The sequence below is a fragment of the Colwellia marinimaniae genome, assembly GCF_002207865.1.
GTDB classification, from domain to species: domain Bacteria; phylum Pseudomonadota; class Gammaproteobacteria; order Enterobacterales; family Alteromonadaceae; genus Colwellia; species Colwellia marinimaniae.
Map to the genome: position 1 here is coordinate 254,822 of NZ_BDQM01000001.1, position 25,665 is coordinate 280,486.

Consider the following 25,665-nt stretch of genomic DNA (forward strand, 5'->3'; position numbering starts at 1 on the left):
TCGCTAGATATTCGCTCAGCTAAAGTTAAGCAAGAATTACCGTTTTATCACCATTTAGACAGACTCGCTGTTCAGCATGCAGCCTTACCGCATGGCTTAAAGCCGTGGCTTCTAAGTCATGTCCCATATGCACCATCTGCTCTATGGTGAAAGTGTGATTAATGGGCTTTACTTCCTGAGCGATAATAGGACCTTCGTCAAGGTGAGCAGTAACATAATGAGCAGTAGCGCCAATGACTTTAACACCACGAGCATGTGCTTGATGATAAGGGCGAGCCCCTTTAAAGCTTGGTAAAAAAGAGTGATGGATATTAATTGCTCGGCCTGATAATTGCTGACAAAAGTCATCAGAGAGTATCTGCATATAGCGTGCTAATACTAATAAGTCCACTTTCAGCTCTGTCATCAAAGCAGTAATTTGTGCTTCTTGCTGCCGCTTAGTTTCTGCGGTTACCGGTAAGTAAAAAAATGGAATATTATGCCATTCACTTAGCGCCTGACAGTTTTGATGATTCGAGATGACGCCAACGATATTAATGGGTAATACGCCGGATTTCCACTTAGTCAATAATGACACTAAACAGTGATCATCTTTAGACACGGCAATCAAAATATTGGGCACATCATCACGTTTACGTAATTGATATTGCATGGCGAGCGGCTTTGCTAATTCATCCAAGGCGGCAACAAATTCACGGCTAGAAACCGTTAAATTACGATCATCAAAAGCAATACGTGAAAAGAAGGTTTCACTATAAGGGTCACTGTACTGTGATGTTTCGGTAATAAAAGCTCCGTGTGAAAAGAGGCTTTGTGATACTTTGGCGAGTACGCCACTATTATCAGGGCATTGCCAAGTTAAAATATAATGGCTGGCTGAAGACATAAGGCACTTATTTCTAATGAGTATTACTGCCATCATTAGACATTTTTCTGCACATTACCAGTGCTTTAATAGCTTGTCTGGCTATATGTTATAGAATTAGTAAGCTGCTAATTAGATGATTATTTAAGCTTAAGTGTGGATTTTATTTTTATTGTTAAGGTAAAGCTGCTCAACCTTCTCTCTGGCCCAGGGAGTTTTTCGTAAAAATTTCAAGCTTGATTGAATGCTGGGATTGTCAGTAAAACATTTTATTTTAATGGTTTTACCTAAGGTCTCAAAGCCAAAATGGCCTTCTAATTCAGTGACTATGGTCTTTAAATTAATACCATGAAGCGGGTTATAAGGCTGGTTATCCATTATTAATTCCAATAAGTAACATTCGTGCTAGCGCTAAGGTGCAGCAGTAGTTGTAAACAAAAACACAATAACGACAGTATATCATTACTGTGTTTTTATTGGGATATTGCTTGCTTTCAGGCTTTAGGCTTAAAGCAAGCAAAGGGCGACTAGCTAAAGTATTTAGTTAACTCATCATTACCACCAATATGTTTACCATCAATAAATATCTGTGGTGTGGTATCCGCTTGGGTAATGGCGCGCATGGCGGTAATGCTGACATCTTCACCTAATACTAGCTCTTCATATTGTAAACCTTGCTCGGCTAATAATGCTTTGGTTTTTGCACAATGTGAACAACCGTGTTTGGTGAATATAGCCACTTCTGTGCTTTGCACTGCTGCAGGGTTGATGAAATTAAGCATGGTATCGGCATCGGAAACTTCAAAGGGGTCGCCGGGTAAATCTGGCTCAATAAACATTTTTTCAACGATGCCATTTTTAACTAACATGGCGTAACGCCAGCTTCGTTTACCAAAACCAATCTCTGCTTTATCAACTAACAAGCCCATGCCTTGGGTAAACTCACCATTTCCATCGGGAATAAAACTAATGTTGTCGGCATCTTGGTCTTTTGCCCACGCATTCATGACAAAGGTATCGTTTACTGAGATACAAATAATCTCATCAACACCATTGGCAAAAAACTTCGGTGCTAATTCGTTATAGCGAGGTAAGTGAGATGATGAGCAGGTTGGGGTAAATGCACCGGGTAATGAAAAAACCACCACTGTTTTGTTAGCAAAAATATCCTGGTAATTACGTGTACTCCAGGTGTCATCAGCTATGATTGGAAAAGTAACTGCAGGGACTTTTTGACCGGTAATATCGTTAAACATAATGAAAATCCTTTCGGGGGTTAATGGTATTTTTTTTGCCGAGTCGCTTAACTCGTTAAGATGAAGCTATTATGCTAGCTCAACTTAGTTAAGTAAAACGCATTAAATCTATCATTACAATAGGTGAAACCTATTTAACTAAGTTGTTAAGAAACGAATTAAAAACTCAGCTTAACCTTGGTTAAGATAAAAAATTCCATCTATCCTTGCTCAGAGTCACTAACGCATGATAAATTAGTAGCGCTTAAGTTGTATATACAATTTGAATAGCAGCCAATTTTGAGGGATAGTATGAATAGAAGTTATGACTTGGTCACGGGCAATATGGGTCTGCTCATTAGCATGCCGCATAACGGGCAATTAATCCCTGACAGTATAGCCAGCACCATGACAAACACTGGCCATCAGGTTGCTGATACTGACTGGTATATGGATAAACTTTATGACTTTGCCCAAGGTCTTGGTATTGCGATTATTAAACCTAGATACAGTCGCTATGTTATCGATTTGAACCGCAATATAGATGGCATAAATTTATACCCTGGAGCAAATAGCACCGAACTTTGTCCCACGACAGCTTTTGATTTATCACCATTATATAAAACTGGGCAAGAGCCCAATGAGGCAGAAATTCAGCGCAGAATTGAGCTTTACTGGCAACCCTATCATCAAGCATTAAACGCTACCTTAACCCAGATGAAAGCACAGTTTGCTAAAGTGGTGTTATTGGATGCCCACTCAATTTTGTCACACGTGCCACGTTTTTTTGATGGGCAATTACCGGACTTTAATTTTGGTAATGCTGATGGTGCAAGCTGCGGCAGCGAACTGATCAATAAAATAGCACAACTTGATTTATCTCCTTATACGAGTGTGGTAAATGGTCGCTTTAAAGGTGGCTATATCACCCGAGGTTATGGCAAGCCAAGAGAAAATATTCATGCGGTGCAGTTAGAGTTATCACAGCATACCTATATGGATGAACCAAGTGATCGTTACAATGAAAAAAAAGCCGCTAAGGTAAAAGAAAAGTTACAAGTATTTGTGCAATGCTTGGTTGATTTTACTCAGCAAAAGTAAAGAATATGCACGTTAATGCTAGCTGGTTTAGCCATGGGCTGGTCTTTTTTTGTAAAGGGTTTAAGTCAATAATTTAAGCCCCTCATTAGTAGAGAAGTTTAGTAGAGCAATATGAAACTATACGCAGAAAATATTTTATTAAAAGATGGTTGGGCCAGTAAGCAAACCATTACTATTGAACAAGGTATCATTACGGCCATTGACGCTGGCATGATTGCCGGCGCTGAAATCGCCCAAGGTGCTGTTATTCCTGGCATGGTAAATTGTCATTCGCACGCTTTTCAACGGGCTTTTGCCGGTTTTAGTGAGCAAGGCAGTGAAGGGCAAGATAGTTTTTGGACTTGGCGAAAGATCATGTACCAATTTTTAGCCGAGCTAACCGTCCTTGATGCTAAAAATATTGCTAAACAACTCTATATTGAAATGCTCAAAATGGGTTATACCCGAGTCGCAGAGTTTCATTATTTACATCATGATATTGATGGCAGTACCTATGAGGGTAAAACTTCTGCAGCTATTTCTTCTGATGAAAAACCAGCAAACCTTGCAACTATGGCGCAAGCCATTTTTGAGGCGGCAAAAGAGTCAGGTATAGGTTTAACCTTATTACCAGTCCTATATCAACACAGTGGTTTTGGTGAACAAGCGCCGAGTGATGGTCAAAAGCGCTTTATCAACTCAACGGAGCAGTTTAATCAATTAGTCAGTGACTGCTTTGCCTTAAGTGAACAATATGAAAATACCAATGTTGGTATCGCGCCACATTCTTTACGTGCCGTTAATAAAACCTCACTACTCAGTGCGGTAGCGCATGTTCGTAGTTTAGATAAGCAAGCCCCTATTCATATTCATATAGCGGAGCAACAAAAAGAAGTTGACGATTGCTTGAACCATTATGGCAAAAGACCGGTGCAATGGTTACTTGATAATATTGAACTTGATAAATATTGGTGTTTAATTCATGCCACTCATATTGATGAGGCAGAAATAAAAGGCATTATTGCTAAACAAGCCATTGCCGGAATTTGTCCAACCACGGAAGCTAATTTAGGTGATGGTATTTTTCCGACCGCAGAGTTTTTAGCACAGCAGGGCACTATTGCCATTGGCTCTGATAGTCATATTTCAGTGAACCCTATTGAGGAATTACGCTGGCTTGAATATGTACAGCGCCTGATAAAGCAGCAACGCGCTATTTTAGCAACAGATGAACAAGCATCTGTAGGGCAAAATTTATGGCAGCGAGCGGCCATAGGTGGCGCGCAAAGTACCAATAGTAATACCGGCTGTTTAGCCATTGGCAAACAAGCTGATTTATTGGTACTAGATAGTGATAAAACTAAGTTATTTGCTAATGCCAACCAACATTTATTAGATAGTATGATTTTTGCCAGTCAGCAAAATCCAGTCTTTGATGTAATGGTAAATGGTTTGTGGCAGATCAGAGCTCAACAGCATGTTGAGCAGGAGCAAGCCAGTGAAAACTTTGCCAAATTATTAGTGAGGTTATCTGCTAGTTAATAGTGCTATTGGCAGGTGCTTTAACCCGAGCGGTTAAAGCATATTGGCATAGCGACTTATGGTTGAGCAGACTTTCTTTTCATTGTTGATATGAAAATCAACATCTCTTTTTTCGGTTTTACAAATGGTGAAATAAAATGTTTTAACATTTTCTCTTGATGAGGTGATTTCTTTTAAGCGTGCCACTTCTGCTTCTGAAAAGGCTGCCAGTTCAGGTACTAAATCTAGATAAATTTTATCTGCTTTTAACCTTACTTTGGTATCACTGAACTTAGCAAAACCATCAAGTAACACTTGTTTCTGCTCGTTATAAAATTGTGTCACTTCTTTATTTGGGTAGAAATGTAAATAGAGTGCCACAGCTACGATTAAGATCAATAAATGCTTCATAATATGTCATATAATAAATTAGAAGAGCTGATTTTATATTAATTGACTCGCTAAGTTAATAAATTATTAGCTATTATGTGCATTTGTTAATAAAATTAAACTTCTTTTAAGGCTAGCAAGTAGCCCATTAGTAGTATTTTACTCGCTTACCAAGGATTCATCGTGAGAGCAAACGACCCATCATCATCTACGCCTAAAACAAATAAGGCGGTAGTTGAACAGTATATTCCTATTAAAAATGTAAAAATTCATGGCAGTAAAAACACCGGTAAAGAGCGTTATAAGCCAGGTGACCAAATATATGTCCGTAAAGTGTCTGGTTTTTTTCAAAAACTCAGGCAACGAATGAACCTAGTCTATTTTGCGTTTTTTCTAATGCTGCCTTGGTTGCAGTTTAATGGTCATCAAGCGGTCTTGTTTGATATCAGTGAGCAACGTTTTACCTTGTGGAGCCTTACTTTATGGCCACAAGATTTAACCTTGTTGGCGTGGATTTGCATACTGGGGGCTTTTTTACTGTTCTTTGTTACTACCTTTCTTGGTCGAGTCTGGTGTGGTTATATGTGCCCACAAACCGTATGGACGTTCATCTTTATTTGGTTTGAAGAGAAAATTGAAGGTACTGCCAATCAGCGACGAAAATTAGATCAGCAAAAATTAAATCGTAAGAAAGTCATACGAAAAACATTAAAACACAGTGCTTGGTTATTATTCTCGCTTTATACCGCGATGACTTTTGCGGGTTATTTTTCGCCGATGCAGGACTTGTTTATTGATGTTGTCACCCTAAATACTAGTGTGATGATGGCTGGTATTTTGGTTTTTTTTACTTTGGCTACCTATGGTAACGCGGGTTGGATGCGAGAAACCGTATGTTTACATATGTGTCCTTATGCGCGTTTTCAATCAGCCATGTTTGATAAAGATACCGTAACGGTTGCTTATGATAGTAAACGCGGCGAAAGTAGAGGTGCTCGTGGTCGTAAACAAGACCATAAAGCCATGGGGCTGGGCGATTGCATTGATTGTAATCTATGTGTTGAGGTTTGCCCTACCGGCATAGATATTCGCAATGGCTTGCAATATGAATGTATTAACTGTGGTGCCTGTGCGGATGCTTGTGATGGTGTTATGGATAAAATGGATTATGAGCCCGGCCTTATTCGTTATACCACAGAGCATGAATTGCAAGGAAAAAAAGTAAATATAGTACGCTCTAAACTTATTGGTTATGCGGTGTTACTCGTTATTATGAGCACGTTGTTAGTTCTTGAAATAGTGAATCGTGTGCCTTTATCTTTAGAAATTATTCGCGACCGTACTGAACTGGCAAAAGAGAACTTTAATGGCGATATTGAAAATGTCTTTACCTTAAAAATTCTCAATATGTCGCAAACAGATAATACCTATAAACTTTCAATGCAGGGTATTGCTAATACCCAATGGCATGGTAAACAAGAAGTGACCGTTAAGGCCGCTACTGTCTATACCTTGCCGATAAGTATTTCTGTTGACCCTTATGAATTGGAACATTATATGACTACTATTACTTTTACCGTAGAACAAGTTGCACCGATAGGTGAGGCGAAAATTGAGCAAGAAAGCCGATTTTTTAATAAACATTAATGGCCTCCTTTGATTTTAGTGCTTTGTCACCAGACTTAATTATTGATGGTTTAGAAAGTGCAGGATTTAGTGTTGATAGCGGTTTACTGGCGCTCAATAGTTATGAAAATCGTGTCTATCAATTTCATGATGATAACTTAGTTAAATATGTGACTAAGTTCTACCGTCCTCAGCGATGGCAGCTTAAGCAGATTCACGAAGAGCATGACTTTTCCTTTGAACTTGCTAAACAAGAATTACCGATAGTTGCGCCACTGAAAGTCAATGGCGAAAGCTTGTTTGAATATAAAGGTTATCATTTTGCCGTGTTTCCTTGTCGGGGAGGGCGTATTTTTGAGGTTGACAATCTTAACCAGTTAGAGTGGATGGGACGATTTATTGCTCGTATTCATGCCGTTTCATCGCAAAATGACTTTCAACATAGACCAAATTTTAATACTGATGAGCTACTGTTACAAGCACGTGAAGGTATCATAGCCTCGAACTATGTGCCAAAAAGTTTATCAACAGCATTTTTTACCATTTTAGATCATGTCATTGCGGTTGCCACCGAGCAGTATTTGCCCGCACAACATACTAAGCAAATTCGCTTACATGGTGATTGTCATGCCGGTAATATATTATGGCGTGATGAAGGACCTCACTTTGTTGACTTCGATGATTGTCGAACCGGTCCAGCCATTCAAGATCTATGGATGATGTTATCAGGAGACAGACAACAGCAGTTATTACAGCTTGATACTTTATTGATGGGTTATGAGGAGTTTTTTACCTTTGAAAGTGAGCAGTTGCTCTTGATAGAATCATTAAGAACTATGCGACTGGTTAATTATATGGCATGGTTGTGTAAACGCTGGCAAGATCCGGCTTTCCCCCTAAATTTTCCTTGGTTTAATACTGAGAAATATTGGGAACAGCAAATACTGATGTTGAAAGAGCAAATGTCTGCCTTACAACAAGCGCCGTTAAGTTTGAATAATTTTTAGCTCTAGTTATGATAAATAGGGCCATTTTACTTTAGGAAAAAATAATGAACAAATTACTAAAATCTCTTTTGTTAATGCCGCTATTGGTCTTATCTGTAGGTGCTGCAGCGGCACAATACACTGAAGGGGTGCAATATACTAAAGTGAATGAAACGGTCACTAAGAAAAAAGAAGTGCGAGAATATTTCTCAGTATATTGTGGTCACTGTTTTAAGTCTGAGCCGCTGATGCATGGCATTAAAAAAAGCTTACCTGAGGGCGCTTCGTTTAAACGTAATCATGTCGATTTTCTTCGTGGTGCTAGCCCTAAAATTCAACAAATGATCACTAAAGCAACTGTTGTCGCTGAGCAACTAGGTGATGCCGACAAATTAATTGGTGCTGTCTTTAATTATATTCATGTGCAAAAATCTGTGATTACTTCTGAAAAAGATATCCGTAATATCTTTGTGCTAAATGGCGCAGATGGTGATAAATTCGATAAACTGATGAAAAGCTTTAGTGTTAATTCACAAGCTAAATCAATGAAAAAACACCAAGACAACATGAGTGCTAAACGAGCGTTAACGGGTGTGCCAACCATTATTGTTAATGGTAAGTATAAAATTGACGCAACTAAATTAGATAGAAATAATTTTGAGCAAGATTACCAAAACCTAGTTAAATACTTACTTGAATTAGACTCATAAGTATTATTGCTAGTAGCAGCATCGCTGCGGTGAGTTTTTATTTCTAGTGAATGATTGCTAGATAATAACGCTCATTGCACCAAGCTAACAAAAAAGGCAGACGGTAAATTATACCGTCTGCCTTTTTTTAGCTGATAAATTAACTAGCATCCGTATTAATTTGATAGCTCAATAATTTTAACTTTGATGGTTATGGCATTACCTTGTCGATAAACCTTAAAGGTTAACTCGGTATTTGGCGGTGTTTCAGCAATGATATCTAAGGCGTCAGTGACGCTATCAATCGACTCGTTATCAATTTGATAAACCACATCGTTTACTTGTATACCGGCAATTTCTGCTGGGCTATTTGCCATTACTTCATCAACAACAAAGCCTTTTAACTCTCTATGGTAGTTGTTAGTGGAAATACCTAACCAGCCACGGACAACTTTGCCATTTTCAATGATCTGACGCATTACCTTATAGGCGAGTTGATAAGGCACAGCGAAGAAAATTCCTTGAATCGTTAGTTGAGGATTAGACTGGGTGAATTTTCTTGAATTGATGCCCACTAAAATACCATTGCTATTGATGAGTGCTCCGCCTGAGTTGCCTTCATTGATGGCGGCATCCATTTGTAAAAACTCTAAATAGCTGGTATTGCTCAAGCCATTTCGTCCCGTCGCACTAATGATGCCTTGGGTTACGGTTTGGCCTAAATTGAGCGGGTTACCTATGGCTAGAACTATATCGCCCACTAATGATGTTTGTTGTTCTTTTTGTGGAATGACCGGCAGATCACTAGCATTTACTTTCAACACGGCTAAATCAGTATAATGATCAAAACCTATCAGCTCTGCCGGATAGATCTGACCACTTTGTAGTAGTACCTGAATAAGATCTGCTTGGCGAATAACATGTAAGTTAGTCAAAATATAGCCATGGCTGTCCATAATCACCCCTGAACCTAAGCGGGTACTTTTACGCGCTTTACGGCCGTATTGCGGATTCACTTCAATTTGTTCAGAGTAAATGTTTACCACAGCGGGGCTGGCGATGCTAACCGCCTTAGCAAAGGACAGTGGCGCCTGCTGCGCTTGACTACCTTTAAAAAGGCTGGTTACCAAACTAGTGCCATTTAAACCAGGAACTAAGCCAGGCATCAGTAGTAAGAGCACCACGGCTAATAATACGCCGTAACTGATTGCTGTGAATATATATTTTATTGAAGAGAAGAGTTTCAAAGGCTATCTTATTTTATGTTGTGCCAAGATTTTCAGTGTAACATAAAAAAAGCTGATCATATTGACCCTGCTATTGAATAGCAGGGTCAATATGATCAGCTTAAGATGTAAATTTAGCTATTAGCGGATCATTATATACTGGGCATGATTATCACGAACAATATTGAGTGCTAAGACACCGGTTTTATCCTTAAGGTAATCACGTAATTGCGCAATATCCTTGATACGTTTACGATTAACACCAGTGATAATATCACCCGCTTTTAATCCGGCCATTTGAGCCGGAGAGCCTTGCGCAACTTGCTCTATGATTATCGCCTGCTTTTTAGTGCTATTTTCTAGTTGAGCACCCGCTAACATACGGTGAATACTTGCCGGACTAATATCTGCACTTTGATCTTGTTTTAATTTTACGGTAAATACTTTTTTGTCACCATCTCTTATTATCGTTAAATTAACCGTGGTATTGGCGCCAATTGAGCCTATTTTAGCGCGTAATTCAAGGAAGCTTTTAATGCTTTTACCGTTCATGCCAACGATAACATCACCAGCTTTAATGCCTGCTTCATCAGCCGCTGAGTCTGGCATTACTTGTTCAATAAAGCCGCCTTGGCTGATATTTAGCTCCATAGCTTTGGCTATTTCGCTATTAACACTGCGCCCTGATACACCAAGAATGCCTCTATGGACTTCACCAAACTCTATAATTTGTTTGATAAGGTTATGCATCATATTACTTGGGATAGCAAAACCAATACCGACATTACCACCACCAGGGCCTATTATAGCGGTATTAATGCCAATTAATTCACCGCGTAAATTAACTAAAGCGCCGCCGGAATTACCACTATTTATGGCCGCATCGGTTTGAATAAAGTCTTCATAATGTTCAATATTTAAGTTGCTGCGACCAAGGGCACTAACAATGCCGGACGTTACTGTCTGTCCTAAGCCAAAGGGACTACCAATAGCGATAGCGAAATCGCCAACGCGCAGCTCATCAGAGTCCGCCAACTTAATTTCAATTAAATTGTCCGACTTAATTTGTAATAAGGCGATATCACTTTTTGCATCGCTCCCTATTTTTATTGCTTCTAATTGACGACCATCTTTTAAGGTGACCATTATTTCATCAGCGTTTTCTATCACATGATAATTGGTAACTATATAACCTTTTTCGCTATCGATAATGACACCTGAACCCAGGCCACGAAAAGGCTGTGGTTGGGGCTGACTTTGCCTCTTATTACCAAAGAAAAATTTAAAAGCATCTGGGACATTTTGCTGCGGGACTTTATGAGTGCCTATCACAGAGATACTGACTACGGCTGGCGTGATATGTTCAAGCATGGGGGCCAAACTAGGCATAACTTGACCATCGACTTGCACGGGCCAATTTGCTAAAACTGGCGCGCTAGTGAGTGCTAGGGTTGATGAGAATAATGCAGCACTGATGACAAGTGATAATTTAGACAGTTTAGATGACTTTTTCATATTTAAGAGTTCTCCGAGATATTTTGTTATACCAATAAAAAAGCTAACCAGTGTGCTGTTAACTTTTATAAATACGCCAAAATAGACTGAACTAAAAGGCTTTAGTTCAGACAATTGTGTATCAAATTACTCTGCAGTTGTAACTTTTTGTTTCTGATCGTTAAATAGGCCACTTGGATTATCCGAATAATCAAGAGGTGCTTCTGTGATGGCCTCTGCGGTATCACTGCTTCGTTTTTGATGACGTAACGTTGCTGTTTGCGCCAGTTGTTGCTGAGTCTCGGCTGAAAAAAATGGCATGCTGTCGACTTCAATAGAGGTTGCTTTTTGTAGCAGATGGGTACTTTCTTGCATTTGTTTCATCGCTGTTTGGCAAGTATTATTCATTTGGTCTAGTAACTTGGCTGAGCTTGATAAATGATCGGCAACATCAAGTTTGTATTGTTCCAAAGCCGCTTCACTTTTATTAACTTGCTCCGCTAATTTACGTTGCTCTTGGCTAGTATTGGAAAGAAGACGAGTTGCGAAAAAACCACCAATGCCGCCGATGATAAAAATGACTAGAGCTATTACTACATCCATAGGGTGTACCTTACATTGTAAAGAGAAATTGATTCGTTGGGTATAAATATGATACCGAGATAGATTATACTAGCATCAAAACAATTTGCTTAGCTAATGCTTAGTTATATATCTTAGCAAATTGCTCTTTTTCAAGTACCTCAGAACACCTTAAAAATTGATTTTAAATAACGTAGGCTCTCAATGATAAAGCTCTCTCCTATAGATAAGTATAAACAAGATTTAACCAGAGATGATTTTCTTTTTGATGCAGCACAGGAAAATGCTGTTATTCATCTGCAACGTTTATATGACGATTTACAAAATAAGCCCTTAGCGGTTTCCGGCTTTAAAAAAGTACTGAACCGTTGGAAAAAAATATATAAAAAACAAGAACACAAACCCATTAAAGGTTTGTACTTATGGGGCGGTGTTGGTCGAGGCAAAACCTATTTGGTTGATACTTTTTATGATAGCTTACCTTTTGATAATAAAATTCGTGTGCACTTTCATCGCTTTATGCACAGAGTTCACCAAGAGCTGAAAAGTTTATCAGGTCAAGCAGACCCGCTGAAAATCATTGCTAAAAAGTTTGCCGATGAAACACAGATTATTTGCTTTGATGAGTTTTTTGTCTCAGATATTACTGATGCCATGATTTTGGGGACATTATTTGAAGAGTTATTTGCTCATAATGTCATCCTAGTCGCGACCTCAAATATTATTCCCGATGAACTGTATCCTAATGGTTTACAAAGAGAACGATTTTTACCAGCAATAAAACTCATCAACGAGCATACCCTAGTCGTTAATGTTGATAGTGGTATCGATTATCGCTTAAGAACCTTAGAGCAGGCGGAAATATATCATTATCCTCTTGATGCTCAAGCGGAAGAGAACTTAATACATTACTTTAAGCAACTATCGAGTGATGAGGGTAAAGCAGGTCAATCTATTGAGATTCATAATCGTCAATTAGAGACTGTTTTAGTGAGTGATGGTGTGGTTTATTTTGACTTCGCCGTACTGTGTGAAAGTGCTCGTAGCCAGGGTGATTACATGGAAATCAGTCAAGTATATCACACGGTATTAATGGCCAATGTCAAAGCAATGGGGCCAGACAGTGATGATACCACGCGCCGTTTTATTGCCTTGGTTGATGAGTTTTATGAACGTAATGTGAAGTTAATTATGTCGGCAGAATTGCCTTTAGAAGACTTGTATAGCGGAGGTCGCCTCGCCTTTCAATTTAAACGTTGCTTAAGCCGTTTACAAGAAATGCAATCACATGACTACCTAGCTAGTGAGCATATACCCTAAAAATCAGTTCAGATTAGTTCAGGTTAGTTAGCTGAATAGTAAAAAAGCCCGGCTCACGGTTAAAGTGAGTCGGGCTTTTTATTGGCTATATAGGTCGAGACAGTAGCCTAAATGCTTGTTCGCGCTATCTTATGGACTAAACACCGTTGAATATTATCAATCAAGGCTAATACACTAGGCCTAGGTATTAGTGCACTAGATTCTTAGTACATTAGCGTGTAAAGCTTGCGACGAAACTTAGCTGAAAGAGAGTCGCCATCAGGTAACGCTTTTAACACATCTAAAAACAGTTCCTTACTTTTGTCTTTAGTGCTTTCATCACCGGCTTGTACCAAACGAAATAATATCGTTAGTGCTTCTTCTTGACGATTAACTTGGCTGTATTGAGTAGCAAGTTGCTGACTGAGGTTGATATCATCAGGTGTTGTTGCTAATTGTGCTTCTAAGGACTGAATTTCAGGAGAGTTTTCTGCCTGCTGTGCTAATTCTACTTTAGCCAGCAATGCTTGATAGTCACTATCTTGATCAACCATCATTATGCTATCTAATAACGCCTTTGCTTCAGTTGTATTGCCGGTTTGCAAGTTAACATCAATTAAGACTAATTTAATATCGGCACGACTATTATCAATTTGATAGGCTTGCTTGATGGCTGTTTGTGCCTCGATTAACTGCTCTTCATCAAGAGCATTTTTCGCTTGCCCTAACAATATATCTTCTGGCTTAGGTAAGTATTTCTCTAAAAATGTCGCGATGCTAGCGTCATCTTGTGGTCCTGAAATACCATCAAGGGGTTGGCCATCTTTTAGTAAAATAGCGGTAGGTAAGCCCTTAATGCCAAACTGCTCAGCAATTTTCTCTTGTTTTTGACAATCCACTGTCGCCAACGTTATATGGTCACTTAAGTCGGATAACTTGGCGGCTAATTTATCTCGTAATTCAATACTTTCAGGGACTTGTTCAGCCCAAAAGGTAACTAGGACTAATTTGTTTTTTGACTGTTCAACAACGACTTCTTGAAAATTATCTAGGGTAATGGCAATCATATTTATTTCTCGAGTGTAATGATTTTCTGAACGGTAAAGTGTTCACTAGTGAAGTTTAACTGGTGAACATTTTAACATGAAATGGGGGGACGCTTGTTATAGATTTACTTATTGAACCTAGGTTCATAGCAAGCAAAGGTAAAGAAAAAGCTAAGCTAAAATATACCAAAATAAGCCAACACCTAATATTAATCGGTAGATAACAAACGGCATCATACCCAGTTTTTCTAACAATATTAGAAAGTAATGAATACAAGCATAAGCACTGACAAAAGCTATTAAGCTGCCTAAACCCATGGCAAACCAATCAACACCCTCAGCGGATAACACCAATTTTAACGTTAAATAACTACCGGCCATGGTGATGGCAGGAATAGACAGTAAAAACGAAAAACGAGCAGCGCTAGCACGGCTTAAGCCCAGCATTAAACCAATGGTCATGGTAATGCCTGAGCGCGAGGTGCCTGGAATTAAGGCAATTGCTTGTGCTAAGCCAATTAACATAGCACCTTTAAAACCCAATTTTTCCATCGGCTTATGTGTTGCACGTTTACCCGCTTTGATATCAGCAAAGCCTAAAAGAAAGCCAAACAGTAATGTTGTCGCGGCAATGACTAAGGCAGAACGTAAATGTTCTTCGATAAAGTCCTTACCTAATAAACCAAATAAACCGGCGGGAATGGTGGCAAATAAAATCCACCAGGCAAGTTTGCCATCAAAGCTTTGCTTGCCTTTTTCTGGGCCAACGCCGACAGTGCCTAACCAAGCGACAGCCATAGCACCCACTTCTTTACGAAAATACATGATTACTGCTAATAAAGTGCCAACATGCACGGCAACATCAAAGGCTAGCCCCTGATCTTGCCAGCCAAAAATTTGTGAGGGTAAGATGAGATGAGCGGAACTGGAAATAGGTAAAAATTCGGTTAAACCTTGTAATAAGGCCAGGATGATTATTTCTAAAGTACTCATGTGTCGTTAGTTGTCCTTTACTTTGGGAGTAATAATGTCAGCTAGTCTACCAGCAGTTAGCCACTATACTGAGTTGTTGACTGGTTTTATTATAACTTTGCCATAAATCGCGATAGTTTTGTGGTAAAACGGGGTGTGCCAACTCAGGGGCAACCTGACTCAGAGGCCATAAGACAAAAGCATTCTTAGTTATTTCATCACGAGGGATCTGTACCGGTTGCTCAATAACTAAATTATCATATAATAATAAATCTAGGTCTAAGGTACGTGGGCTAAATTTCTTGGCCTTATGGTCGCGACCATGAGAAAACTCTATTTCGCGTAACATACTCGCCACTTGTTCGACACTCTGTCGGCATTTGATAGCGATTACCATGTTATAAAAAGCGGGGCCATTAAAACCTATCGCCTCACATTCAAATAACGAAGATAAAGTTAACTGGGCAAAAGGCAGTTCAAATGCTTTAGCTAACGAGATTAAGCCTTGTTTAACATTATGTTCACGTTCGACATTACTACCTAGTGAGATGTAGATTTGAGCCATTAAATTACAGTCTCGGTGATTTGTTGACCACGTTCGATTTCCACACCAACGGTTTGTGCATTATGTACCGCCCCTGGTTTGCCAATACTGAGTTTTAACCAGGGAATATGGTATTGGGTCATTAAGTAGCTCGCTAAGCGCTCAGCCAGTGTTTCAATTAAGTCTACCGGGTTGTCATTAGCAAAGCGCTCTATAGCGACTGAAATATCGGCATAATCTAAAGTTTTAGCCAGCTCATCATTGACTGCCGCATTCGCCGTATTCCAGCCCATGGCAAGATCAATGACCAAGGTTTGCTTTATTTCTTTTTCCCACTGGAAAAAACCAATAGTGGTTTGAATACTTAAACCTTTAATGAACACCTTATCCATGACTTACCTAATATGTTGTTAGAAGAACTATTGCAGTAATTATGCAATTGTTACAAAATAAAGGACGATTTTACCTGCGAAGTGCTAGAAAAACTAGCAGAGATGAAGATAGAATAATAATTCTATCTTTTGTGCCAATAATGGATTTTATCATTTTAATGTTACTACTCACGCTTACTATGATCATTGCCGCGTATTTAATAGGCTCTATTTCCAGTGCCATATTAGTGTGTAAATTTTTAGGCTTGCCAGATCCAAGAACAACGGGCTCAAAAAACCCGGGCGCAACCAATGTCTTACGCATGAGCAATAAGCTTACTGCCGCCACGGTATTATTTTTAGATATACTCAAAGGCACTATCCCAGTATGGGGCGCGTATTTTTTAAAAATAGAACCGCTATATTTAGGTGTGATTAGTGTTGCCGCTTGTTTAGGGCATATGTATCCGATATTTTTCAATTTTAAAGGTGGGAAAGCTGTCGCTACCGCCTTGGGTACCTTACTGCCTATCGGTTTTACTTTGGGAGCGATGCTCATTATTACTTGGGTGTTAGTGGTGAAATTAAGTAAGTATTCTAGTCTGGCGGCTATTGTTACCGTTGCTATTGCGCCACTTTATGTCTATTTTTTAAAGCCTTTATATGTTTATCCAACATTAATGCTCTGCGCTCTGATACTCTTTCGGCATCGCGAAAATATTAAACGTTTACTTAAAGGTACAGAGAGTAAAATAACTCATAAAATATAATAAAGCCCCCGATAACATCAGGAGTGTTACCGAGAGAGAGCAAGTTCTAACTCAGCTACTATATTAGCGGTGGTAATGAATCCAAAGGCCATCCTAGGGTTGGCTTTAAACGCTTTGCTTGTTAGCTCGGTATCTGTGTCTGCTTTTATGCGCCGAAGTTCTTATAAAAAATCATAGCCAAGTTCTAACTCAGCTACTATATTAGCGGTGGTAATGAATCCAAAGGCCAGTCTAGGGTTGGCTTTAAACGCTTTGCTTGTTAGCTCGGTATCTGTGCCTGCTTTTATGCGCCGAAGTTCTACCTCAGCTACTATTTTAGCGGTGGTAATGAATCCAAAGGCCATCTAGGGTGAGCTTTAAACGTTAAGTCGGTATCTGTACCCGCTTTTAACCGCTGTAAACCCGCGTAAGCAATCATGGCGCCGTTATCGGTACAATATTCCGGGCGAGGATAGAAAACACTGCCACCAAGCTTCTTGGTCGTTATCGCCAGTTTTTCACGTAAAGCAGTATTTGCACTAACACCACCTGCAATGACTAATCGCTTTAATTGCTCTTGTTGTAAGGCACGTTTACATTTTATCGCTAAGGTATCTATCACAGCTTGTTGAAAGGCATGAGCAATATCTGCGTGGGTTTGCTTTAATTGGCTTGGTGATAAAGCTGGCTCGATATTAAGGCATTCTTTACGTATTAAAACAGCCGCGGCTGTTTTTAAACCACTAAAACTAAAGTCCAAACCGGGTCTATCTGTCATAGGACGAGGTAATTTAAAACGTCCGGCTAGACCGCTTTCAGCCATCTTGGCAAGGGCAGGGCCGCCTGGGTAATCTAAACCGAGCAACTTAGCGGTTTTATCAAAAGCTTCACCAGCAGCATCATCTACTGATTCACCGAGTAATTTATATTCACCTATAGCATCGACACGTACTAGCATGGTATGGCCACCAGATACTAATAAAGCGACAAAAGGGAATTCAGGTACATCATCTTCAAGCATAGGCGCTAATAAGTGACCTTCCATATGATGTACTGGTACCGCAGGTAAATCCCAGCCATAAGCTAAACTTCGACCAATAGAGCAACCTACTAAAAGTGCACCGACTAAACCTGGGCCAGCAGTATAAGCAACGCCATCTAAATCTTGAGGGGTAAGGTTGGCATCTGCTAAGACTTGCTTAATTAATGGAATAGTTTTACGGACATGATCTCTTGATGCCAGCTCTGGTACCACACCACCGTAATCGGCATGAACGGCTATTTGACTATATAAGCGATGAGCGAGTATACCTTGTGGACGATCACCCTGACCATCATCATAAATGGCAATGCCAGTTTCATCACAAGAAGTTTCAATACCTAAAATACGCATAATATATATAGTCTCAAAAAATAGAAATATTACCCCACATTTACTCACTTTAAGCACAGTAAATACAAGCGCAGTAATTTTACCGTGTTTGTTAGTAAGTCACCAGTGGATTTACTACATTGTCATTAAATTAATCTTTACATTGCTAGGTGCTTAGCAGTAGAATATGGCACCCATTTTTGATAGAGCGGGTGCAGATGAGGTGCATATTGTGAGTTAATACAATGTCAGACCGAAATCAGTCACCGATTTATATAGATTTATACTAAGGTAAAAAGTACATGCCAGTAATTAAAGTTAGAGAAAACGAACCATTTGACGTTGCATTACGTCGTTTTAAACGTTCATGTGAAAAAGCAGGAATCCTTTCTGAAGTTCGTCGTCGCGAATCTTACGAAAAACCGACTTGGGAACGTAAACGTAAAAAAGCAGCTGCTGTTAAACGTGCTGCGAAAAAAGTTTCTCGTGAAAGCGCTCGTCGCGTTCGCATGTACTAAGATTCTTAGCAGAATCCTTAGTAGTCTTTCCCTTTAGAAAGAGTGAGCTTGATTTAGATGTCACTTCTAATACAACTCAAAGATGAAATGAAAATTGCTATGCGAGCCAAAGACAAGTTACGTCTTGGTGTTATTCGCATGGCGCTTTCTGCAATAAAACTAGCAGAGATTGATCACAAAACCGAAGCAACTGATGACAATATTATTGCCATATTAACCAAAATGGTTAAGCAGCGTAAAGAGTCAATTAAAATGTTTAGCGAAGGTGGTCGTGATGATTTGGCTGAAAAAGAAGCCGCAGAAGTAACTGCGATAGAATTTTTCATGCCAGAGCCGCTTAGTGCAGAAGAAATTAATGAATTAATAAATAAAGCAATTACTGAATCTGGTGCGGCTTCTATGGCTGACATGGGGAAAGTGATGGCGGTGTTAAAACCATTAATGCAAGGTAAAGCAGACATGGGCGCGGTTAGCGGTCAAGTCAGAGCAGCACTCAATGCATCATAGTTAACACCCTATTTAATACATTAAATTAAACCGTAATGGCTCTGGCTATTACGGTTTTTTTATCAGTTTTTTTTAGCTTTAACTTAATTATTTCTGCTACTTTTTCACTAGTATTGTGTAGAATACTTGTGTAATACCTTTTCTTTTGACGATGATTTTTAAATATTATGGCTGGACGCATTTCCCGACAATTTATTGATGATTTACTTAGCCGAGCAGATATTGTTGCGCTGATAGATAGTCGAGTACCGTTAAAAAAAGCAGGGAAAAATCACCAAGCGTGCTGCCCCTTTCATAATGAAAAATCACCTTCTTTTACGGTTAGCCAAGATAAGCAGTTTTATCATTGTTTTGGCTGCGGCGAACACGGCAATGCCATTTCCTTTTTAATGGAATTCGAACGTCTCGATTTTGTTGATGCGGTAGAAGAGCTTGCTTCACATTGCGGTATGGAAGTTATCCGCGAGGAAAATACCGCCAGCCCAGCAGAGCAACGCCGACAACAACAAATTTATCAGCAAAAGCAAGATGATTATGAGTTGATGGCGCAAATAAGTCGATTTTTTCAGCAACAATTGAAAGTATCTACCGATAAAGATACGGCTATTAAGTATTTAAAAGGCCGTGGTTTAAGTGGTGAAATTGTTAAGCGTTTTGGTATAGGCTACATAAGTGATGCTTGGGACGGTATGATGAATTCCTTCTCACGCAATGGCCAAGCCAACCAGCAATTGATTGATTTAGGTATGGCTGTTGCGGGCGATAAAAAGCGACCCTATGATCGTTTTCGTGGTCGTATCATGTTTCCTATTAGCGATAAGCGTGGCCGAGTTATCGGCTTTGGCGGCCGAGTGTTAGGTGATGCCAAACCCAAATACTTAAACTCTCCTGAAACGCGTATCTACCATAAAGGCCAAGAGCTTTATGGTTTACATGAAGCGAAACAAGCCAATAAAAAACTTAAACGCTTAGTTGTCGTTGAAGGTTATATGGACGTTGTCGCTTTAGCCCAACATGGCGTTGATTATGCTGTGGCCTCATTAGGAACTGCAACAACCTTTGAGCAGTTACAAACGCTATTTCGCACTGTGCCTAATGTGGTTTGTTGCTACGATGGCGATAGAGCTGGGCGAGATGCTGCATGGCGCGCCATGGACAATGCCTTGCCACTTATTCGTGATGGTTTTTCGTTGAAATTTGTTTTTCTCCCCGATGGTGAAGACCCAGACTCATTGATTCGGGCACAAGGGCAACAAGCTTTTGAAAAAATTCTTGATAATGCCATGCCATTATCAAAATTTTTATTTGAACAATTAATGCAACAAGTCGATATGAGCTCTCTTGAAGGAAGAGCGGCTTTAGTTGAATCTTTTCAGCCTTTTTTAGCCAAGCTTCCGGATAGCATTTTAAAAGATGCCATGATTAATGAAATAGCGAACAATTTTGGTACGGGTAGTGAGCAGTTTCTGGCAAAGTTCACTAAACATATAAAAGGTGGCTTGGTAAAACCTGCTGTTAAAGTCAGTACAAAAGTCACTCCCGTGAGGTTAGCACTTGCTTTATTATTAGAACATCCCCATATAGCCAATAGCTTAGGTGATAAAAATGTATTGCAGCCATTAACTACACCAGGAATACCTTTGTTAATACAGGTATTAGGTGTATGCCAGCAAAACCCTGATATTAAATCAGCGCAATTGCTGGAATATTTTCGTGATACCGAGCAAGGCAAACAATTAGCAAAGTTGATGTGTTGGCAGCACCATGTGGCAGCTGAAGCAGCAACCGATGTTTTTCTTGATAGTATTGAAAAACTACTCAATAACTTTGTTGAACAACGTGCAGAAGTGTTATTACAAAAAGCACGAGCCGGACAAATGACTAGTGCGGAAAAACAAGAGTTACAAGCAATACTCAATGCTTAACGGCTGGTTTTGGCTATACTTAGCATGCCGTGAGTAAGATTAGCGGAATTATTTAGCCTTGAAATTTCCACAAACAATTAGGCTGGTAAATGTTTGGGGAATTCGTTATAATTCTCCGCTTTATTGCGCCATTTATTAGCTTTTACTAATGTTTTTAGCGCATATTTTACATCCCATATTTATATAATACAGGTGGACACTCGTCAATGGAACAAGCCCCTAAATCTAGACTTAAAGAGTTAATAACCAAAGGTAAAGAACAAGGTTATTTAACGTTTGCGCAAGTTAACGATCATCTTCCACAAGACATTATTGATACTGATCAAGTTGAAGAAATCGTTAGTATGATTAATGATATGGGCATTCAAGTATTTGAAAATGCACCCGATCAAGATACCTTGATGATGAGTGGAGGTAATACCGATGAAGATGCTGCCGAAGCGGCAGCGCAAGCATTGGCTACCGTTGAAAGCGAAATTGGTCGTACAACTGACCCAGTACGTATGTATATGCGTGAAATGGGTACCGTTGAGCTTCTTACCCGTAAAGGCGAAATCGTTATTGCCAAGCGTATAGAAGAAGGTATAAGAGAAGTTCAGCGTAGTGTTTCAGAATATCCACCAGCGATAAACTTCTTATTAGACATGTGGGATAACTTTGAAGCGGAAGAGCTGCGCTTAACGGATATTATCACGGGCTTTTTAGACCCAGATGCGGAAGAAGAAGTTGCTCCCGCAGCTACACACGTAGGTAGTGAACTGTCAAAATCAGACCTTGCTGATGAAGATAAGTCAAAACAAGAAGATGAGGAAGAGGAAGAAGAAGATACGGGTCCTTGCCCTGAATTAGCACGTGAGAAGTTTACTGCTTTACGCGAAGCTTATGAACATGCCAATAAAGTTATTGAAAAACTTGGTCGTGGCCATAAAGATGCTCAAGAAGCTATCGATGCAGTAGCTGAAGTCTTTAAAGAATTCCGTTTGATCCCTAAATTATTTGATAAATTAGTTAAAAACATGCGTAGCATGATGGACAGGTTACGTGTGCAAGAACGCTTGATCATGAAACATTGTGTTGTTGGTGCAGGTATGCCCAAGACCACCTTTATCAAAAAGTTCCCAGGTAATGAAGTCTCAAAAGAATGGTTTACAGCAGAGCAAGCAGCCGGCAAACCCTACTCAGCCAAGCTTAGTGAAGTTGAGCGTGATGTAGAACGTTGTATCTACAAACTAAACCAAATTCAAGAAGAAACGCATCTTAATATTCATGGCATTAAAGACATTAACCGTCGTATGTCAATTGGTGAAGCAAAAGCACGTCGTGCTAAGAAAGAAATGGTTGAGGCAAACTTACGTCTAGTTATCTCAATTGCTAAAAAATACACCAACCGTGGCTTACAGTTCCTTGATTTAATTCAAGAAGGTAATATTGGCTTGATGAAAGCGGTTGATAAGTTTGAATACCGTCGTGGTTATAAGTTCTCAACGTATGCAACGTGGTGGATTCGTCAAGCCATAACCCGTTCTATTGCTGATCAAGCACGTACCATTCGTATTCCTGTGCATATGATTGAAACGATTAACAAACTTAACCGTGTTTCTCGTCAAATGCTACAAGAAATGGGCCGTGAACCGACGCCAGAAGAGTTAGCTGAGCGTATGGTCATGCCAGAGGATAAAATTCGTAAAGTATTGAAAATAGCTAAAGAGCCAATTTCAATGGAAACACCGATTGGTGATGATGAAGACTCACACTTAGGTGACTTTATTGAAGATGCCAGCGGTGAACTTCCAGTTGACTCAGCGACGTCTGAAAACCTTAGAGGTGCTACTCATGAAGTGCTTGCTGGCTTAACGGCTCGTGAAGCTAAAGTACTTAGAATGCGTTTTGGTATCGATATGAATACCGACCACACTTTGGAAGAAGTTGGTAAGCAATTTGACGTTACTCGTGAACGTATTCGTCAAATTGAAGCAAAAGCGTTACGTAAGTTACGTCATCCTTCTCGCTCAGAGCAGCTGAAAAGCTTCCTTGATGGTGAGTAAGTAATAAAAATTTGAAATAGTGTTTTAAATTCTGTTTTAAATAGACATAAAAAAGAGTAAGTTAGTAATACTAGCTTACTCTTTTTACTTTCTAATATAAGGAAATCTCTATGCGTGTTGTTATCGCTATTGCTGGTGTACTTGCCCTAACCTCTATGCCTTCTATGGCAAAACAAGCGTTAAATTTTGAAATAACTCCCTTGATTGGTTATCGCTTTGGTGGAAATTTTGATAGCAGTAAAGAGCCGGAACATCATCGCATCAAATTAAGCGAAGAGACCAGCTACGGCCTTTTAACGGCTTGGTCTTTTGATCGTGAGCGTCAAGGTGAGTTCTTAATAAGTCATTATAATACCAGCTTCTCCCAATCAGATGGCTTTTCTGCCAGTAATAGTGATCTTAGTATTACCTATGCTCATATAGGGGGTAATGTCCCTATCTCTGACGGTTTTATGCCTTTTTATATTGCCGGTGGTTTTGGCTTAACTCACTTTGTACCAAAAGATGAGCAGCTTGGTAATGAAACACGTTTTTCTATCAATATTGGTTTAGCAACAAAATTTGAGCTAAGTGAGCATATTAGCTTACGACTAGACAGTCGTATTTATGGCACCTTTTTTAACTCGAATAGCGCAATTTTTTGTAAACAAGATACCTGCGCCATTTATATATCGAGTGATATCTGGTTCCAAAGTGAAGTGAGTGCCGGGCTAACCTATCGTTTTTAGCGAAAAAGCAGGCTATTTAGTTTAATAAATAAGCGGTCAGCAAAAAAACGTCACTTTTTAAAGTTCATTAGGTGACAACAAATTAAAAAATGCTTATACTGCACCCGCTTTGTTAGCCCATTCACTTTATGGCACTAACAAACGCATTAGAATACATTTGGCCAAATATGTGAAAATGGGCCTTTAGCTCAGTTGGTTAGAGCATCCGACTCATAATCGGCAGGTCCCCAGTTCAAGTCTGGGAAGGCCCACCATTTTCACTTCCAAGTAAGTCCAAAACACCCTTTAAACCCAGATAAAACAGCGGTTTCAAGGTGTTTTTATGTCCAAGTGGAATCAAGTAAACTTCACACTATCCAACGTTTAATGTACCATCGGTTGTACCAACCACATATTTTATCTTTTTCATTGGTACATCATGGCAAAACAAAATACTCCTTTAATACTTACCGAAGCTTAAACAAGCTAGTACCAATGGCATTAATTAAGTTTCCACATTTATCCAGTCTCGATCACATAACTTTACATGTCTATGTACATGGTTCAGGATCGTCATCCCCGTGGTCTCTTAATCGGGGATCCAGCTTCTAAAAGCAATGGATCTTCGATCAGAGACTTCGAAGATGACGTTTACAACGACGTCCTGAGCTAACTACATAGCCATGTAACTTTATCACTCTTGACGTATCAGGTATAAAGCTATTCCATGCCCGAGAACATGCATCAACAATATGCTAGTGCTTTTTTTAGTCAGTTTAGCTTTTCTATTAATTGGTCGTAGCACTTGAATGGATAGGTTTATTTGAAGTGAAATTTAATTGAATTATTTGATGGTTATTGATATGACTGTTAAATTTGTAAAGGTTTTATATTTCGCCTTAACTATCTACCCAATGTTAATTAACAACAACAATTTTATGATGTAAATCAATTGCATTTTGTATTTCCTCGTGTGAAAGTATATCTACAAAGTGGATAACTATGTAGCAGGGATATGTCAAAAGAAGCGAGAGAGCGTTTTACGTTTATTAATAACGTAGTGGGGTGGGAAGGACAGATAAATTCTACCCATATTGCCACTAAGTTTCAGCTTTCAAGACAGGCAGCAAGTAGCATATTAAAGCAGTATCGAGAACATTTCCCTACATACTTACAGTATGATTTGTCTCAAAAAGCCTATATTGCTACCGATGATTTTAACCATTCTTTTATTCACAGCAACGCTTTAAATACTTTTTCGAAGTATCTAGCCGCTATAGAGTTTACTGATTCAACTGATTTAGTTTCAAGTGTGTTTTTAGAAGTTGAAGCACCATTGCGTAATATCAACCCGCTACAAATTAGACCTATTCTTCGGGCTATACGAGAACAACTTCAAATAGATATTGGTTATATATCACTTTCAAGCCCTAATTACTTAGACCGCATAATACAACCACATGCATTGATATTTGACGGGTTACGTTGGCATGTTCGTGCTTACTGTAACAAAAATGGTGAGTTTAGAGATTTTACCTTATCGCGTTTTAATGGAGAGGCAACGTTTGAAGGCAAAGCCTCACACAGCGTTGCACAAGATGATCAATGGAATACAATCGTTGATGTAGCGATAGAAGCTGATCCAAGGTTTAACGACCAGCAAAAAGGCATAATTGAACAAGACTTTCAAATGCAGCAGGGACAGAAAATAATCCCTACACGAGCAGCGTTGGTCAATTACTTATTACGTCGTTTACGTATAGACAGCTATAAAAACACCCCCGAAGAACAACAAATAGTGCTTACCAGAGAAAGTCGTCAGGCGATAACACCTTATTTACCGCAACCTGTATAGTTTATTTACATGTTATAAATTACAGTATTGATGCAAAGGACAGATTTAAATAAAGTTATTA

25 protein-coding genes and 1 tRNA gene are annotated in these 25,665 nt (G+C 39.3%); 14 read left to right on the forward strand and 12 right to left on the reverse strand.

Going from position 1 to position 25,665, the window contains the following annotated elements; genetic code table 11:
• Positions 1 to 25 precede the first annotated feature (25 nt).
• The 3 genes from purU to MTCD1_RS01080 all read right to left on the reverse strand — a co-directional run bounded on the left by purU (position 26) and on the right by MTCD1_RS01080 (position 2,121).
• Entirely contained in the window at positions 26 to 886 is an 861-nt protein-coding gene (gene purU, locus MTCD1_RS01070; protein WP_057182346.1) for a formyltetrahydrofolate deformylase, read from the reverse strand.
• A 129-nt stretch (positions 887 to 1,015) separates the two neighbouring features.
• Positions 1,016 to 1,243 (reverse strand): VF530 family protein, encoded by a 228-nt coding sequence (locus tag MTCD1_RS01075; RefSeq protein WP_057182344.1) that lies wholly within the window; start codon positions 1,241 to 1,243, stop codon positions 1,016 to 1,018.
• 149 nt (positions 1,244 to 1,392) lie between these two features.
• Positions 1,393 to 2,121 (reverse strand): glutathione peroxidase, encoded by a 729-nt coding sequence (locus MTCD1_RS01080; protein WP_057182342.1) that lies wholly within the window; start codon positions 2,119 to 2,121, stop codon positions 1,393 to 1,395.
• Positions 2,122 to 2,412: 291 nt separating this feature from the next.
• Between MTCD1_RS01080 and hutG the strand changes: the two genes are divergently transcribed.
• Both hutG and MTCD1_RS01090 read left to right on the forward strand, forming a co-directional pair.
• Positions 2,413 to 3,201, forward strand: coding sequence for an N-formylglutamate deformylase (gene hutG / locus MTCD1_RS01085; RefSeq protein ID WP_057182341.1), 789 nt, complete (start codon positions 2,413 to 2,415; stop codon positions 3,199 to 3,201).
• 111 nt (positions 3,202 to 3,312) lie between these two features.
• The gene (locus MTCD1_RS01090) at positions 3,313 to 4,722 is read left to right on the forward strand and encodes a formimidoylglutamate deiminase (protein ID WP_057182339.1); all 1,410 of its coding nucleotides are present in this window, start codon (positions 3,313 to 3,315) and stop codon (positions 4,720 to 4,722) included.
• A gap of 33 nt (positions 4,723 to 4,755) precedes the next feature.
• On the opposite strand, the gene MTCD1_RS01095 is transcribed toward MTCD1_RS01090, so the two are convergent.
• Positions 4,756 to 5,112 carry a hypothetical protein gene (locus MTCD1_RS01095; protein WP_057182337.1) on the reverse strand — a complete coding sequence of 119 codons (357 nt, stop codon included), beginning with the start codon at positions 5,110 to 5,112 and terminating at the stop codon, positions 4,756 to 4,758.
• Positions 5,113 to 5,274: 162 nt separating this feature from the next.
• On the opposite strand from MTCD1_RS01095, the gene ccoG reads away from it, so the two are divergent.
• The 3 genes from ccoG to MTCD1_RS01110 are packed head-to-tail and all read left to right on the forward strand — an operon-like array spanning position 5,275 to position 8,413.
• Positions 5,275 to 6,738: a cytochrome c oxidase accessory protein CcoG gene (gene ccoG, locus MTCD1_RS01100; protein WP_082606579.1), complete on the forward strand. Its 1,464-nt coding sequence runs from the start codon at positions 5,275 to 5,277 to the stop codon at positions 6,736 to 6,738.
• Positions 6,738 to 7,724, forward strand: a complete 987-nt coding sequence (locus tag MTCD1_RS01105) for a serine/threonine protein kinase (RefSeq protein WP_057182335.1) — start codon at positions 6,738 to 6,740, stop codon at positions 7,722 to 7,724. Before ccoG ends, MTCD1_RS01105 begins: the two co-directional genes overlap by 1 nt.
• A gap of 44 nt (positions 7,725 to 7,768) precedes the next feature.
• Positions 7,769 to 8,413: a thiol:disulfide interchange protein DsbA/DsbL gene (locus MTCD1_RS01110; RefSeq protein ID WP_057182333.1), complete on the forward strand. Its 645-nt coding sequence runs from the start codon at positions 7,769 to 7,771 to the stop codon at positions 8,411 to 8,413.
• A 155-nt stretch (positions 8,414 to 8,568) separates the two neighbouring features.
• Here the strand turns inward: MTCD1_RS01110 and MTCD1_RS01115 are convergent, their stop codons facing one another.
• The 3 genes from MTCD1_RS01115 to MTCD1_RS01125 all read right to left on the reverse strand — a co-directional run bounded on the left by MTCD1_RS01115 (position 8,569) and on the right by MTCD1_RS01125 (position 11,715).
• Positions 8,569 to 9,639, reverse strand: coding sequence for a trypsin-like peptidase domain-containing protein (locus MTCD1_RS01115; RefSeq protein ID WP_057182331.1), 1,071 nt, complete (start codon positions 9,637 to 9,639; stop codon positions 8,569 to 8,571).
• Between the two features lie 120 nt (positions 9,640 to 9,759).
• Positions 9,760 to 11,133 carry a Do family serine endopeptidase gene (locus MTCD1_RS01120; RefSeq protein ID WP_057182329.1) on the reverse strand — a complete coding sequence of 458 codons (1,374 nt, stop codon included), beginning with the start codon at positions 11,131 to 11,133 and terminating at the stop codon, positions 9,760 to 9,762.
• Between the two features lie 126 nt (positions 11,134 to 11,259).
• Positions 11,260 to 11,715 carry a Z-ring associated ZapG family protein gene (locus tag MTCD1_RS01125; RefSeq protein WP_057182327.1) on the reverse strand — a complete coding sequence of 152 codons (456 nt, stop codon included), beginning with the start codon at positions 11,713 to 11,715 and terminating at the stop codon, positions 11,260 to 11,262.
• A gap of 183 nt (positions 11,716 to 11,898) precedes the next feature.
• Between MTCD1_RS01125 and zapE the strand changes: the two genes are divergently transcribed.
• Positions 11,899 to 13,014, forward strand: coding sequence for a cell division protein ZapE (gene zapE, locus MTCD1_RS01130; RefSeq protein WP_057182325.1), 1,116 nt, complete (start codon positions 11,899 to 11,901; stop codon positions 13,012 to 13,014).
• 203 nt (positions 13,015 to 13,217) lie between these two features.
• On the opposite strand, the gene MTCD1_RS01135 is transcribed toward zapE, so the two are convergent.
• From MTCD1_RS01135 to folB, 4 genes are all read right to left on the reverse strand, one after another.
• Complete coding sequence (locus tag MTCD1_RS01135) at positions 13,218 to 14,060, reverse strand: tetratricopeptide repeat protein (RefSeq protein ID WP_057182323.1); 843 nt, start codon at positions 14,058 to 14,060, stop codon at positions 13,218 to 13,220.
• 150 nt (positions 14,061 to 14,210) lie between these two features.
• Entirely contained in the window at positions 14,211 to 15,032 is an 822-nt protein-coding gene (locus MTCD1_RS01140; RefSeq protein WP_057182322.1) for an undecaprenyl-diphosphate phosphatase, read from the reverse strand.
• Positions 15,033 to 15,078: 46 nt separating this feature from the next.
• The gene (gene folK / locus MTCD1_RS01145; protein ID WP_057182320.1) at positions 15,079 to 15,576 is read right to left on the reverse strand and encodes a 2-amino-4-hydroxy-6-hydroxymethyldihydropteridine diphosphokinase; all 498 of its coding nucleotides are present in this window, start codon (positions 15,574 to 15,576) and stop codon (positions 15,079 to 15,081) included.
• A complete protein-coding gene (gene folB / locus MTCD1_RS01150; RefSeq protein ID WP_057182319.1) occupies positions 15,576 to 15,947 on the reverse strand; it encodes a dihydroneopterin aldolase in 372 nt (123 codons plus the stop codon). The genes folK and folB overlap by 1 nt, the downstream gene beginning before the upstream one ends.
• A gap of 158 nt (positions 15,948 to 16,105) precedes the next feature.
• On the opposite strand from folB, the gene plsY reads away from it, so the two are divergent.
• Positions 16,106 to 16,696: a glycerol-3-phosphate 1-O-acyltransferase PlsY gene (gene plsY / locus MTCD1_RS01155; protein ID WP_057182680.1), complete on the forward strand. Its 591-nt coding sequence runs from the start codon at positions 16,106 to 16,108 to the stop codon at positions 16,694 to 16,696.
• A 310-nt stretch (positions 16,697 to 17,006) separates the two neighbouring features.
• Here the strand turns inward: plsY and tsaD are convergent, their stop codons facing one another.
• Positions 17,007 to 18,068: a tRNA (adenosine(37)-N6)-threonylcarbamoyltransferase complex transferase subunit TsaD gene (gene tsaD / locus MTCD1_RS01165; RefSeq protein ID WP_057182316.1), complete on the reverse strand. Its 1,062-nt coding sequence runs from the start codon at positions 18,066 to 18,068 to the stop codon at positions 17,007 to 17,009.
• A gap of 281 nt (positions 18,069 to 18,349) precedes the next feature.
• Between tsaD and rpsU the strand changes: the two genes are divergently transcribed.
• The 7 genes from rpsU to MTCD1_RS01200 all read left to right on the forward strand — a co-directional run bounded on the left by rpsU (position 18,350) and on the right by MTCD1_RS01200 (position 25,604).
• The gene (gene rpsU, locus MTCD1_RS01170; protein ID WP_057182314.1) at positions 18,350 to 18,565 is read left to right on the forward strand and encodes a 30S ribosomal protein S21; all 216 of its coding nucleotides are present in this window, start codon (positions 18,350 to 18,352) and stop codon (positions 18,563 to 18,565) included.
• A 57-nt stretch (positions 18,566 to 18,622) separates the two neighbouring features.
• Positions 18,623 to 19,072 (forward strand): GatB/YqeY domain-containing protein, encoded by a 450-nt coding sequence (locus MTCD1_RS01175; protein WP_057182312.1) that lies wholly within the window; start codon positions 18,623 to 18,625, stop codon positions 19,070 to 19,072.
• Between the two features lie 167 nt (positions 19,073 to 19,239).
• Positions 19,240 to 20,997, forward strand: coding sequence for a DNA primase (gene dnaG / locus MTCD1_RS01180; protein WP_057182310.1), 1,758 nt, complete (start codon positions 19,240 to 19,242; stop codon positions 20,995 to 20,997).
• A 206-nt stretch (positions 20,998 to 21,203) separates the two neighbouring features.
• Entirely contained in the window at positions 21,204 to 23,042 is a 1,839-nt protein-coding gene (gene rpoD / locus MTCD1_RS01185; protein ID WP_057182309.1) for an RNA polymerase sigma factor RpoD, read from the forward strand.
• A 110-nt stretch (positions 23,043 to 23,152) separates the two neighbouring features.
• A complete protein-coding gene (locus tag MTCD1_RS01190; RefSeq protein WP_057182307.1) occupies positions 23,153 to 23,770 on the forward strand; it encodes an outer membrane protein in 618 nt (205 codons plus the stop codon).
• Positions 23,771 to 23,947: 177 nt separating this feature from the next.
• Positions 23,948 to 24,024, forward strand: a tRNA-Ile gene (locus MTCD1_RS01195).
• A gap of 740 nt (positions 24,025 to 24,764) precedes the next feature.
• Positions 24,765 to 25,604, forward strand: a complete 840-nt coding sequence (locus MTCD1_RS01200) for a BrxR family helix-turn-helix transcriptional regulator (RefSeq protein WP_057182306.1) — start codon at positions 24,765 to 24,767, stop codon at positions 25,602 to 25,604.
• The last annotated feature ends 61 nt before the right edge of the window (positions 25,605 to 25,665 follow it).